The 11,599-nt window shown below is 59.1% G+C and carries 15 protein-coding genes and 1 tRNA gene; 13 read left to right on the top strand and 3 right to left on the bottom strand.

The genetic code is table 11. The annotated features are described in order from the left end of the window. The first annotated feature begins 136 nt into the window (after positions 1 to 136). From I3253_RS12365 to I3253_RS12305, 13 genes are all read left to right on the top strand, one after another. Complete coding sequence (locus tag I3253_RS12365; protein ID WP_197917986.1) at positions 137 to 1,456, top strand: tyrosine-type recombinase/integrase; 1,320 nt, start codon at positions 137 to 139, stop codon at positions 1,454 to 1,456. A gap of 228 nt (positions 1,457 to 1,684) precedes the next feature. After that, positions 1,685 to 1,945: a hypothetical protein gene (locus I3253_RS12360; RefSeq protein ID WP_197917985.1), complete on the top strand. Its 261-nt coding sequence runs from the start codon at positions 1,685 to 1,687 to the stop codon at positions 1,943 to 1,945. Between the two features lie 56 nt (positions 1,946 to 2,001). After that, positions 2,002 to 2,568, top strand: coding sequence for a hypothetical protein (locus I3253_RS12355; protein WP_197917984.1), 567 nt, complete (start codon positions 2,002 to 2,004; stop codon positions 2,566 to 2,568). Positions 2,569 to 3,259: 691 nt separating this feature from the next. After that, positions 3,260 to 3,637 carry a hypothetical protein gene (locus tag I3253_RS12350; protein WP_197917983.1) on the top strand — a complete coding sequence of 126 codons (378 nt, stop codon included), beginning with the start codon at positions 3,260 to 3,262 and terminating at the stop codon, positions 3,635 to 3,637. A 130-nt stretch (positions 3,638 to 3,767) separates the two neighbouring features. Next, positions 3,768 to 5,315 carry a terminase TerL endonuclease subunit gene (locus tag I3253_RS12345; protein ID WP_197917982.1) on the top strand — a complete coding sequence of 516 codons (1,548 nt, stop codon included), beginning with the start codon at positions 3,768 to 3,770 and terminating at the stop codon, positions 5,313 to 5,315. Between the two features lie 2 nt (positions 5,316 to 5,317). Further along, entirely contained in the window at positions 5,318 to 5,677 is a 360-nt protein-coding gene (locus I3253_RS12340) for an HNH endonuclease (RefSeq protein ID WP_197917981.1), read from the top strand. 58 nt (positions 5,678 to 5,735) lie between these two features. Further along, on the top strand, positions 5,736 to 7,004 hold the full coding sequence (locus tag I3253_RS12335) for a phage major capsid family protein (RefSeq protein WP_197917980.1): 1,269 nt from the start codon (positions 5,736 to 5,738) through the stop codon (positions 7,002 to 7,004). Next, positions 7,004 to 7,591: an HK97 family phage prohead protease gene (locus tag I3253_RS12330; protein ID WP_197917979.1), complete on the top strand. Its 588-nt coding sequence runs from the start codon at positions 7,004 to 7,006 to the stop codon at positions 7,589 to 7,591. The genes I3253_RS12335 and I3253_RS12330 overlap by 1 nt, the downstream gene beginning before the upstream one ends. Then, positions 7,588 to 8,148: a hypothetical protein gene (locus I3253_RS12325; protein WP_197917978.1), complete on the top strand. Its 561-nt coding sequence runs from the start codon at positions 7,588 to 7,590 to the stop codon at positions 8,146 to 8,148. The genes I3253_RS12330 and I3253_RS12325 overlap by 4 nt, the downstream gene beginning before the upstream one ends. Further along, on the top strand, positions 8,145 to 9,221 hold the full coding sequence (locus I3253_RS12320) for a phage portal family protein (protein ID WP_197917977.1): 1,077 nt from the start codon (positions 8,145 to 8,147) through the stop codon (positions 9,219 to 9,221). The genes I3253_RS12325 and I3253_RS12320 overlap by 4 nt, the downstream gene beginning before the upstream one ends. After that, a complete protein-coding gene (locus tag I3253_RS12315) occupies positions 9,218 to 9,598 on the top strand; it encodes a hypothetical protein (RefSeq protein ID WP_197917976.1) in 381 nt (126 codons plus the stop codon). Before I3253_RS12320 ends, I3253_RS12315 begins: the two co-directional genes overlap by 4 nt. After that, on the top strand, positions 9,595 to 9,864 hold the full coding sequence (locus I3253_RS12310) for a hypothetical protein (protein WP_197917975.1): 270 nt from the start codon (positions 9,595 to 9,597) through the stop codon (positions 9,862 to 9,864). Before I3253_RS12315 ends, I3253_RS12310 begins: the two co-directional genes overlap by 4 nt. Positions 9,865 to 9,953: 89 nt before the next feature. Then, the gene (locus I3253_RS12305; RefSeq protein ID WP_197917974.1) at positions 9,954 to 10,271 is read left to right on the top strand and encodes a hypothetical protein; all 318 of its coding nucleotides are present in this window, start codon (positions 9,954 to 9,956) and stop codon (positions 10,269 to 10,271) included. Between the two features lie 91 nt (positions 10,272 to 10,362). Here I3253_RS12305 and I3253_RS12300 read toward each other — a convergent pair. The 3 genes from I3253_RS12300 to I3253_RS12290 all read right to left on the bottom strand — a co-directional run bounded on the left by I3253_RS12300 (position 10,363) and on the right by I3253_RS12290 (position 11,522). Beyond that, positions 10,363 to 10,439 (bottom strand) — tRNA-Pro (locus I3253_RS12300). 55 nt (positions 10,440 to 10,494) lie between these two features. Beyond that, positions 10,495 to 11,001 (bottom strand): DUF192 domain-containing protein, encoded by a 507-nt coding sequence (locus tag I3253_RS12295; protein WP_197917973.1) that lies wholly within the window; start codon positions 10,999 to 11,001, stop codon positions 10,495 to 10,497. Next, positions 10,974 to 11,522 carry a cold-shock protein gene (locus I3253_RS12290; RefSeq protein ID WP_197917972.1) on the bottom strand — a complete coding sequence of 183 codons (549 nt, stop codon included), beginning with the start codon at positions 11,520 to 11,522 and terminating at the stop codon, positions 10,974 to 10,976. The genes I3253_RS12295 and I3253_RS12290 overlap by 28 nt, the downstream gene beginning before the upstream one ends. Positions 11,523 to 11,599: the final 77 nt, after the last annotated feature.

The following is an 11,599-nucleotide window of genomic DNA, read 5'->3' as shown; positions in this document are numbered from 1 at the left end:
AGCTTGATACGTCTTATATGACTGATTTTTATACATTTTCACCCTAATCCCCATATTGATAAATCCCCAAAAAGCGCCATATAGTGCGGTAACGTGGATACTAATTGGATACTAAAATCGCACCTAGGGGGATCAAATGGCCCAACTATTGTTGAAGGCAGACGTTGTTCGGGATTTGCCACTGGCTACTAAAAAGCAGGAATATTACCTAGACACGCAGACCAAGGGGCTGGGCGTTCGCGTGGGCACCCGCAAGAAGGTGTACTTCTATGAGGGCCGCATCGGGGCCAAGAAACCCCGTGTCACGTTGGGCGATGCTGACCAGATCACTTTGAACGAAGCCCGCAAGCTGGCCAAGAAAGCCGCTTTCGATCTGCTGAACGGGATCAACCCCAACGCAGAGAAGGCCAAGGAACGGGCCGCTACGCTTACGCTGGGGGCCGCTCTGGACCTGTACGAACAGGACCACGACTTGAAGGACAAGACCGCTGCCGAGAACCGCCGCCTGATCAATGCCGACTTTTCGGATTGGCTGGATAAAGATGTGAAGGGGATCACCCCCAGCATGATTGTGCGTCGGTTCGACCAGATCACCGAACGCAGCCCCAGCATCGCCAACAATGCCTTCTATGTCCTGCGGGCCGTTCTGAACTATGCCCGCATTGCCACCAAGACGGACGCAGGCGAATACACCCTGCCCCCGAACCCCTGCCAGCGCCTGACCGATTTGAACCGCTGGCATAAGCCCAACGCCAGAACCGGACGCCTGACAGAAGAACAGTTCCCGAAGTTCTTTCAGGCATTGGCAGACGCCAAAGACCCGAAGTATGCCGATTACATGGAACTGCTGGTGCGTGCAGGGCTGCGCAGAACTGAGGCTGCATCGCTGGCATTTGCCGACGTGAACATGACCGCCAAGACGTTCACAATCACCGCCGAGAAATCGAAATCGGGCAATCCCCTGACCCTGCCCATGTCAGCGCAGATTGAAGCCATATTCCAGCGCCGCAGGGAAGCCGACCCAGAGGCCGTTCATGTGTTTGGCGATGCCAAGCGTTACGACCCGCGCAAGAGCCTGTCAGCCCTGCGCAGGGCCGTGGGCAGCGACCTTTCGTACCATGATTGTAGGCGCACGTTCCTGAGCATCGCAGAACAGCAAGAAGTGCCGTATGGCATTCTGAAAAAGATGGGCAACCACAGTGCGGGCAATGACGTGACCTTGAAGCACTATGCCAACACCGTGGAGCATGAAACGCTGCGGCCCTACATGCAGCGGGTATCGGATCAGATCGACCGGCTGGGCGGGATCGACAATAGCGAACTGAAAATCAGGGATCAGATCGAACGCCTGAACCAGACCTGCGAAGCACTGGCAGAGTTTGACCAATACGCTGGCGAAATCGAGACCTTGCGGGGCGTCGTTGACCGGCTGGCAGAGGGTTTGCACGACACCTGACACCAGCCGCACAGGGCCGCTCAGCGTCGTACTGGTGCACAGCTTGCACCACTTTGAGAACGCTTGTTGACATACGACCCCCAACAGCAAAAATGTGCGTAGACGAACGTGAACAAGGATTGGCGTTTCCGACTTTTCGGCCTTCTGCGGTGGGCAAGGAATGATTGGAACCGTTCGCAGGAACCCGCGCCAAGTGCGCAGCGAAACGCCAATTGAAGGACCGTTCACATGTCGTTGACGATGAACATCAAGCCGAAGAACCAAACCCCCGAACCGAACAAGCACAGCACTGCCCCGAGCCTGTCACCGCAGAACGTGGAGCAAGTGACCGGGGGCGCAATCACCGCTGGCCAACTCAAGAATGACCGCTTTGAAGCTGGCCAGAACGGCACCCCGCCGAAAATCCCGTTTTACCGTCTTGGGCACCGCACAGTGCGCTATCGCCCCTGTGACGTGTGGGCCTATCTGGAAACGCTGCGGGTAGAGTGACCATGCGAGCCGATGCACAAGAGAGGCACACAAAGCTGTGTGCCCTCATTCAAGGTGTGGTGGACACAGACGGGCAGGAATTCGAAGGCAACAAGTGGGCAATCCTGCCCTTATCCGACTGGGCGGAACAACTAGGCGTCACCACCAAGACCGTTTCCCGCCTGATCCGGCACGAGCCTATCCAGTTCACCAAGACAATGGTGGAAGGTGTGCCTGCCACGCTCTTGCGAGTTGGCAAGAAGGGCAAGCAATCCCCCCGAGAACTGGCCAACATCATGGCCACCCTGTTCAAGAAGCACACGGGCGCGGACAAGGTATCGCGGGTTCAATGGGGTATGCTGCACGGTTTGGCCGAGGAATGGCCCGAGGGCTATCAGATCGCCATATTCAAGCACATGATCACCCCACAGGGCTGGCGTTCCTTCATGGCTGCACTGTCCCTGTATGTGCACGTACAGCAAGAGGCCGAGGGCAACACCAGCCTGTTCAAGCGGTACTATGACAAGCCCACTATCTCAGTGCTGCGTCGGTTCTGGCAGGTGGCTGCTGATGCCTACAAGACAGATATGCAGGGCAAAGGCATGAAGCACGATCCGGATTATGATTGGTTTATAGACCTTTAGCGACCCAACGGACACTTATGCCCGAATTGACGGACAGTTCCCAAGTCAGGAAGTGTCCGAAACCATCCTGTCCCCTGTAGTATTAGTTCTTCTTACTATCCCTATTACTCATTTCAGGGGACAAGAAGAAAGGGACAGTAATAGAGATCGTCAGAAGAACTGCCCCCTAGCGGGGTCAGTCTTGCAGACCGAACAACCAACCAACTCCCCTTGTGAACAGAAAGAGGTTGTGAGGATAACGCGCGGGCGCACGCGGGCAGGATGATTGCACGCCACAGCCCCCGCAGCCGTTTCGGGCCGCTTGGCAGTCGTTTGCACAGATCACCGTGCAAACACTCAATTATGTGCATTGACGCACATGTTGGAAACAGGGTAATCTACCGTTGGACCGCACAGGCGTGTAGTTCGCCATCGCCCCCGCCTGTTGTGCTTTGGATCAGCGCAACGCCAGACCCTTGCGCAATCTCCTTGTTCAGTGTCTGGCAGGCGGGGGCAACCAAACTCAAATCCGTGCAATCAAGTTAAGGGAACCCTGCCGGGGGAGGAGAGGGTCACGTATGTATCGGAGCGGAGCGAGGCACTTTTGTCACTCTTTTGGGCGAAACTAAATGCTACATGCCGATCTTGAGTTGAATGTCGTTAGGCTGTGTTTTTAGGGTGGGTAAAATCAAACCCAAAGAAGGACCAGACAGTGAAGAAGTTATTTGCCCTAGTTGCCAGTCTTACAGTATTAGGTGCATGTGAAGTCGCTCAAGTAAATGAATACAAGCCGATACCGCTTTCATCATCTCTCTACGCAAAGGCGCAGGCGGCGGTAAAAAAAGACTTGCTTGATCCTGAAAGCGCGAACTTTAAAGACCCGTATGCGGCGCAATTTACGGCATCACGTGGGGAAGCGACGAAAAGTGGTGTCATAGTTTGTGGTTACGTAAATGCAAAGAACAGAATGGGTGGCTATGTGGGATACACCCCGTATGGTGTGATCTTCCAGAATGGAAAAGTGGTATCAAAAGACGTTTCTGATAGCACTATTTATGATTGCCAAAAAGTAGGATATAATCCATCTTGATACTTGCGTTCTGATAATTAGACGCAAATGCTGGCTACCGAGGGCAACAAGCATCGTGTTTGGTAGCCAACAAAGTTAACCTGAACCGACGCCATGGAGGGCAAGTGTTCTCGAAAGAGGGACTTGCGCTATGGCTTTACGGCTGGCGAAACCGACCAAGAAGCCCTACACCGCCCCGGCGGACCCGGTTGAGCTGCTTACCGCTTGGGCTGCTGACACCTTCACCATTCCCGCCGGAATCAGCCGTGGTCAGCCGTTCCGCCTTCACAGTTTCCAGAAGGATTTTCTCCGGGCCTACCTGAGCCGTGATCCAGACGGGCCGACCTACCGCACCCTGATTTACTCGACGCCGCGCAAGCTGGGTAAGTCCACGCTGCTGGGCCTGCTGCTGCTGTCGCACATGTGCCCTGACAGCCCCTTGTACATTTCCGGTTTCGTCGGGGCCGTTGCTGCCCCAACTGAGAAACACGCGGGCTACATCGCCGCCGCCATGTCGGCCCTGCTGGAAACGGCAGACCGTCAAGACGAACTCACCCGCCGCGCTGATCCACGACCCGGTAAAATCGAGATTGCAGACTGCGTTTGCTTTCTGTCCACCGGCTCTATCAAGCAAGGCCATGGTCTCGACCTCGACCTTGCCCTGATCGACGAATGCGGGCTGATCGAAAAGAACCAAGGCGAACTGATCACCGCGTTCTTTGACGCGCTGGCGACCAAAGACGGGCAATTGATCCTGACCGGCACCCGAGGGGACAGCCCGTCATACAATGACCTGATCGACAACCCCGACAAGCGAACGCACGTCACGCTGTACGCAGCGGACAAGGCCGATGATCCGGCTGACCCCCAGGTATGGGCGAAATCGAACCCCGCTCTGGGGGAAATCAAATCGGCCCGGTTCATGGCTGACGCATTCGACAAGGCGCAGGCCAGTGGCAGCACCACAGAATTCGAAGTCTGGCACCTGAACAAGCCGCTTTCGCCAACCCGGCAACTGCTGCTGGACTACGCCACCCTTGCCAAGTCCTACCGGGATGCCCCCCAGCCGATACCCGGTGAACCCGTGCACATCGGCATTGATCTGGGCGGTTCTGCGTCGATGACAGCCGTAGTTATCGCCTATGAACAATCCGGCTTGATCCGATTGTTGGGGGCGTTCCCCGGCGCTGAACTGGATCTGATCACCCGAGGCAAGCGGGATCAGGTGGGCACCCTCTGGCACGACGCAGCCCAAGACGGCGACCTTATGGAAACCTCTGGCAGCGTGTCGGACCTGAACGAATTCCTGCCAGCCGTGGTCAATCTGGTGGGCAATCATCCCGTGGCGTCGGTTTCCTGTGACCGATACCGGCAAGCCGAATTCGCCACCGCCATGGCACGGCAGCAACTGGCATGGCCCGTCACCTATCGGGGAACCGGCCCCCGTGACGGGGATCAAGACATTCGCGCCACCCGTCGCTTGTTCCTTGCCGGGGCCGTCCAGATGCGGCGTTCCCGGCTGCTGGAAGGGTCTCTTGGGGAAGCTGACGTGCGTGTCAGCACGACCGGGGCCTGCCAACTCGACAAGAGCCACAACACGGCCCGAATCGACGTGGTGAGCGCCCTAGTGCTGGCCTGTTCCGCCGTGGTGCGGGCCAAGGATGCCCCAGCCCCCGAATACACAGTGGAGGTGATCTAGCCATGATGAAGACCCTTCCTGCCCTTTCGAAGCCGTACCAGAACATCCACACGCACGATTGGCGGCACAAGCTGCGCCAGACCGTAGCGCACCGGGCGTCATTCCGCTGCGAACACTGCCACCAGTTTCTTGGGATGCATGGCGACGTTGACCACCGTGTTTCCCGCCGTGAACTCGAAGCCCAAGGCGGCAACCCGTGGGACGCCGACAACCTGCAATACCTCTGCACGTCCTGCCACAGCGTCAAGACGAACAAGGAACGCTGGGATTGGGCAGGACGCCGCCAAGGGCCGAAGCCGTGGAAGCGCAGCAAGGTAGCAGGCCGCAACCTCATGCTGGCAATGGCGGGGGTGAAACCATGACCTGAGAACCGTTGCCCCCCGAACCACCCGAAGTCCACGGAAATTGAAGGAAACTGACATGTTGAAGTCGCATGAAATCCAACTGGCGCAGTCGCAGCGCCGGGAACGTATGGCCGAAATCCAAAAGGCCGAAGAAATCAACGATGAGGGTCGCACAGAACTGCGCAACCTCACCGATGCCTATCAGGGGGCCGAAGTCGAATTGCGGACCGCTCTGATCCTCGAAAACGAGGAACGCGACAAGATCAAGGAACCGGACAAGGCCGAAACCGACTTTGACCGCGAATGCCGCCAATTCAGCCTGTCGGGGCTGGCCGCTTCTGTGACTGAAGGCAAGCCGCTGGAAGGCCGCGAACTGGAAGTGTCGCAGGAACTGGAACAGCGCAATGGGCCGTCGCAGAAGGGTGGCGTTCAAGTGCCGTGGGCCGTGTTCGATCTGGAAGAACGCGCCGATGCCGTGACCGATGCCAGCGCGGGCACGTCGCAGGAACTGGCCAGCCGTCCGGTGATGAACCACCTGCAACGGTTCTTCGAAGGGTCGGCAGCTGCACGGTTTGGCGTAAAGGCCATTCAGGTGTCGGGCACCCCGGCGTTCCCTGAAATCACCGGGGGCGGTTCAATGTCGTGGGTGGCCGAAGGTTTGGGCAGCGATGCCGCCGCAATCACCACCACCAGCCAAACCCCGACCATCAAGACCGCGAATGCCCGCTATGTCGTGACCCGTCAGGCCGCGAAACAGAACCCGGCGATTGAAAGCATTCTGCGCCGTGATCTGGCGGAGGTTATGCGGGAAGGTATCGACCTTGCAGCCTTCCAAGGCACCGGGGCCAATGACCAGCCCACGGGCCTTGAAAACGCTCTGACCGGGGCGCGGGCAATCGACGTGTCGGACGTGGCCAGCTTCACCGAACTACACCTCCAGGCAACGACCCTTTGGGCAAGCGCCAAACTGTCGGATGCATCGGGGATCAACTTCGCTGGTGCACCTATCGTTCGCCAGACCCTGATTGACAGCCTGATCACCGGCACCGCTGTGAGCGAATACGACCGCTTCAAGTCTGCGGGTTTCTCTGGCGTCTGGTCGCAACAGGTGAGCGCACAGGGCGCACGGGATGCCACCGGCAAGGGCGCAAGCAACGTGTACCTGTCGGCAACCGGGGGCCATGCCTTCATGCCGACATGGGGCAGCGTGGAACTGGTGATTGACCCCTACAGCGAAAGCAAGACGGGCAAGATCGCTATCACCGCGTTCGCGTTCGTTGACCTGCTGTTCCAGCGCCTGAGCACGCATTTCCTGAAACTGGAAAACGTGCAGGACCGCGCATAATGGAACGCCGCACCATATGGGCCGCACAATCCCTAGAGGTGCGGCAACAAGGGGGGCGACCCACGATTGTGGGCCGCTTCCCTTACAACACTTGGGCTGTGCTGGCAGATCGTGGCACCGTCCGAAAAGAAGAAATCGAGCCGGGGGCGTTCGACTTCACACTGCAAGATGACACGCGGGAAGTTCACCTGCTGTTGGGTCACAGCTTCGACAAGCCCTTGGCCAGCCGCAGGGCGGGCAGTCTTGAGTTTCAGGACAGCGAAACGTCGCTGGAATTCCGCGCGACCATCCCCGAAGCCGCAGAAAAGGCCAGCCATGTGCAAGACGCCTTGGCCTTGTTGGCCTCTGGTCTGGTGGCGGGCGTGTCACCCGGTTTCAGAGTGCCCCCCAAGGACGTGGTGCCCGATGCCGAACGGCTGGAACCCGAACCCGGCAACCCCGGCGTGATGATCCGCAAACTGTCTGCGCTGGTGCTTTACGAACTCTCTCTGGTGACGCGACCCGCCTATGAGCAATCCCAAGCCGAATTGCGGGCCTTGGAACGGGCACAGATTCACCAGCCGCATAGAAGGATCATTCTGCCATGATCGAAGTGCTGGAAACCGAATTCACCTATGGCGATGCCCCGGCTGGTATCGTGGCGTCAGAAGTGGCCCTTGAGGCGGGCACGTCCGAAGTCGAAGCCGCTGCCATGCTTGCCGCAAGCTGGATACAGGCTGAAACTTTCTGCAACCGTGCCTTTCGTCCTGTCGAAACGGGCAAGGTGATTGTCAAAGTCGCACGGGAACAGGCTTACCGCTGGCCCCGCTACCCGTATCCGGATGGGCTGACCATTGAAGTTTACATGAACGGTTCGTGGCTCTCGCACAGCGAAACCTACATTCCGTCTGCCGGTCTGGTGGAACTGGTGCCGTGGACGCTCTACCGGCTGACACAAACCAGCACCGTGACACCACCGGCCCCCAGCGCCAACGTGCTGCAAGCCGTGCGGAATCTCGCCCTGTATCAAATGATCCAGATGCCCCACAGGCGGGAATTCAAGAACCAAACCGCTGGCGACACCAGCCTGACCCGTGAAGGCTTGCAGGGCCTGTTCTGGGCCTCCGGTGCGGGCATTCTCTTGGCAAGTGAGGTGCGGCAATGATCTGGCCATTCAGGAAGAAACCCGATCTGGAACAGCGCAGCGGCTTTCCGAACGTGACGCAGACTTACATCGACGCCAGACGCCGCAACCTGCAATCGGACGGTTCTGCGGCCCTGTCTGCCACCGTCGCCACCTGTGTGGGCATGTGGTCGCGGGGCTTCACCATGATCACCCCAGCCCCCGCCGATCTGCTGACCCCTGACGTGATGGGGGCGATTGGCCTTGACCTGTGCCTCCGGGGGGAAAGCGTCTGGCATATCCGCATTGAACAGGGCGTGGCCAAGCTGGTGCCGGTGGCGTACTGGGATGAACTCGGCAACGGGCGCTATCATCTGCATATCGCCCGCGTGAACGCCACAGAGAGCGTCAGGGCCATTGAACCCGAGGTGCTCAAGCTCAGGATCAACCCGGACCCGGCGCAGCCTTGGAAGGGGCGAAGCCCGTTCACCCTCATGGGCCTGTCGCCCACGCTCATGGCCGAAGTGGAAGCCGCCATATCGGGGGCCATGCCGATGGCAGGCAAGGGCCTGTTACCCATGTCGGCAAACATACCCGAGGAACAGCAGAGCAAGGTTCTGTCGGGGCTGCGCACCGGATCGCTGGCCACCGTCCTGAGTAAGCAAGACTTCGGCCACCAGACCGGCGGGGATCGCAGCGAACTGCGCCGCGTCGAACTCACCCCCGATCTGCAACGAATGGACCTGAACCCGGCGACGGACAGCCTGCACAATCGGGTTCTGAGTGCTTGCGGTATTCCCCCGGCACTGGTGACTGCATCGGGCAACGCTGGGGCCATGCGGGAAGCCTACAGGCTGTTTGCCATTCAGACCTTGGAACCGCTGGGGCGTCAGCTTCTGCCGGAACTCAAGGACAAGCTGAACGTGGCCACCCTGAACAGCGACGACATGATGAGCGCAGACACCGCAGGCCGTGCCCGATCTGTCGGCACATTGGTGAAGGCTGGTGTTCCCGTGCAAACCGCCATGGAACTGGTGGGCTGGCGTGGTGTGAACATCCCCGAGCCGAAGCCCCAGCCTGAACCGAAGCCCCAGCAAGAGGGGGCCGAAAAATGAGCCACGCCGCCAACCTGAAACGCGCTGCAAGGTTCAATCCGGCTTGGCAGGATGCCCGCATTTACGAACACGCGCTGGACATTGACGGCAATCCCCTGCTGGCCAATGGCGAATACCGTTTTGATCTGCGGGAAATCACCTATGGATACCGCGACCTGAAACCGGAAACCACGTTCACCATTTCCCAAGTGTATCAGGGCAGCACCGTGGTGTGCGTGATCACCGAGAACCCCCCGGATAGTTCGCACCTGATCCTGTTGGGAAACACTTGGTACGCACCGCAAGAGGTGCGGGCCTCTGACGCCTTGGGCGCAACCGTGTCCTACATCGCTCAGGCCATGGAAACCGCCCCAGACATTCGGAACGATACGCTATGAACCCGAACCCCCAGATACCGCAAAAGCCCCACGTAACCGCCACAGATGCCGAGTGGCGGGCCTATCTGGGGGAACTGTTGGACGTTGCCAGCGCACAGGGCGTTCCGGCTCTGAGGCTGCAAGGCTTCACCGATCCTGAGATATTCGAACTGCGCAGGCTGGCCACCGTGTACCGCAAGGGCACAGGCACCACCCAAGACCTGCAATCGCTGCGCAACATTGCCGACAAGTTAGGACCGATGCAGTGCCCGGCAGAAGTCAAGTAATCGCCCCCTTTGCCTTCCATCCTGCGCAAGAGGCCAGACGGAACGCACAGCTTGCGGCAATCGGCAATTACGTGCCCCCGGCCCCGTCCATGGCGGAACCCCAGCCTGACCCCAACAGGTTCAGCCCCGATGACTACAAGGCACTTGCCCCCGATATGCGGGCCACAATCCGCAACCCCGTGGCCCATTCTCAATTCACCGAACTGTTCCTGTTGCTGCGACCTGAACGGGCCGAAACCCTGTTGGCCAAGGGCGTGACCGTGGACACCTTCACCAAGCTGAAAGAGGTTGTGGCGTATTACCGCAGCCGCGCCTATGGCGATGCCCCACGGGATCACAAGCTTGAAGCGGCCCGCAGGGCAGTGCTGGGGGAAATCATTCAGAAGGTGCGTTCAGCTACTAAGTGAGTGATTTGGATACTATGTGGATACTAAAACCAAATCACGGATAACCCGGTAAAACCGAGCTTCCGTAACTTGTTGTTTTTTATTTGTTATTTGGTCGGGACGGCAAGATTCGAACTTGCGACCCCCTGTACCCAAAACAGGTGCGCTACCAGACTGCGCTACGCCCCGGACCGTGCCGCTGTCTACCCTTGCTGACCGCAATTGAAAAGCCCCAAAACGCGGCTCAGCACGGCCAGGCCGCCCGGTCCTGTTCCAGTGCGGGATGGTGCAGCTGGCTGCCCTCCGTGATGCCCATGGCGCGGGCCAGACCGCCGTTGATTTCCACCACATACCGAATGGCGTCGCCGCCGGGAATCGGGGTTTCGTCCAAAGGAATCGCGTTGCTGTGAATGCGCGTGACCACGCCGCGTTCGTCTGCAAACAGCATGTCCAGCGGGATCAGCGTGTTGCGCATCCAGAAGGCGACACGCCCGGTGCGCTGATACACAAACAGCATTCCTGCGCTCGAGGCCATGGACGGGCGGTTCATCAACCCGCGCGCGCGCTCGGCCTCGGTATCGGCCACTTCGACACTGAACCGCGCCTGCCCCCAATCGCCCCGGATGAAAAGCGCACCCGGCGCGCAGGTCTCGGCGCGCACCAGCCCCGCGCTCAGCGCCCAGATCGTCAGCGCCAGCAATGCCAGCGCGCGACGCGCTTGCCCTATTCCCGCGATACCGCGTTTTCCCATGCCATCACCTCTGTTGCCATGCGCCCCCGCTGCCCGTCGATCACCCGAAGCGCCAACGCCTCGCCCGGTTGCAGATCCGACAGGCCGGACCGGCGCAGCACTTCTATATGTACAAAAATGTCCTCGGCCCGGCCAAACACGTTGGCAAAGCCAAAGCCCTTGCCCTTGTCGAACCACTTCACCCGCGCCGGCTCCAGCGGCGCCGCGCGAATGGCCTCTTCGTCCAGATGTTCGAAATCCGAAAGCGGAACGGGCGATTGCTGGCGGGGTGGATCGATACGAAACACCTCCACCGCCTGAACCCCGCGTTCGGTCTCCTGGATCGCAAGTTCCACCCGCGCGGAATCCGCGACCGAGCTTTGCCCGTAATTGCGCAATACGTTGGCGTGCAACAGGATATCGGGGCCACCGCTATCCGCCACGACAAAGCCAAACCCCTTTACGGGATCGAACCATTTTACTTCACCAACGATTTTCGTGACGCCATCTTCTGTCGTCGTCAAAGCCTCAACCTTGTTCATTTATCATCCCCATGATGGCCGGGACTCTGCGGCAAATCACCTACGGCGGCAAGGGAAAAATGACAGCCCTTTCAAGG

It is taken from the genome of Thiosulfatihalobacter marinus, assembly GCF_016019955.1.
Taxonomy (GTDB): domain Bacteria; phylum Pseudomonadota; class Alphaproteobacteria; order Rhodobacterales; family Rhodobacteraceae; genus Shimia; species Shimia marinus_A.
This window is presented reverse-complemented; position numbering and strand designations above follow the sequence as displayed.

Bases quoted from the DNA above. Each gene is read 5' to 3' on its own strand.
- I3253_RS12340 (WP_197917981.1), top strand. From the start codon at position 5,318: ATGATGAAGACCCTTCCTGCCCTTTCGAAGCCGTACCAGAACATCCAC.
- I3253_RS12295 (WP_197917973.1), bottom strand. From the start codon at position 11,001: ATGGGAAAACGCGGTATCGCGGGAATAGGGCAAGCGCGTCGCGCGCTG.
- I3253_RS12360 (WP_197917985.1), top strand. From the start codon at position 1,685: ATGTCGTTGACGATGAACATCAAGCCGAAGAACCAAACCCCCGAACCG.
- I3253_RS12325 (WP_197917978.1), top strand. From the start codon at position 7,588: ATGATCGAAGTGCTGGAAACCGAATTCACCTATGGCGATGCCCCGGCT.
- I3253_RS12290 (WP_197917972.1), bottom strand. From the start codon at position 11,522: ATGAACAAGGTTGAGGCTTTGACGACGACAGAAGATGGCGTCACGAAA.
- I3253_RS12305 (WP_197917974.1), top strand. From the start codon at position 9,954: ATGGCGGAACCCCAGCCTGACCCCAACAGGTTCAGCCCCGATGACTAC.
- I3253_RS12310 (WP_197917975.1), top strand. From the start codon at position 9,595: ATGAACCCGAACCCCCAGATACCGCAAAAGCCCCACGTAACCGCCACA.
- I3253_RS12330 (WP_197917979.1), top strand. From the start codon at position 7,004: ATGGAACGCCGCACCATATGGGCCGCACAATCCCTAGAGGTGCGGCAA.
- I3253_RS12335 (WP_197917980.1), top strand. From the start codon at position 5,736: ATGTTGAAGTCGCATGAAATCCAACTGGCGCAGTCGCAGCGCCGGGAA.
- I3253_RS12315 (WP_197917976.1), top strand. From the start codon at position 9,218: ATGAGCCACGCCGCCAACCTGAAACGCGCTGCAAGGTTCAATCCGGCT.
- I3253_RS12365 (WP_197917986.1), top strand. From the start codon at position 137: ATGGCCCAACTATTGTTGAAGGCAGACGTTGTTCGGGATTTGCCACTG.
- I3253_RS12345 (WP_197917982.1), top strand. From the start codon at position 3,768: ATGGCTTTACGGCTGGCGAAACCGACCAAGAAGCCCTACACCGCCCCG.
- I3253_RS12320 (WP_197917977.1), top strand. From the start codon at position 8,145: ATGATCTGGCCATTCAGGAAGAAACCCGATCTGGAACAGCGCAGCGGC.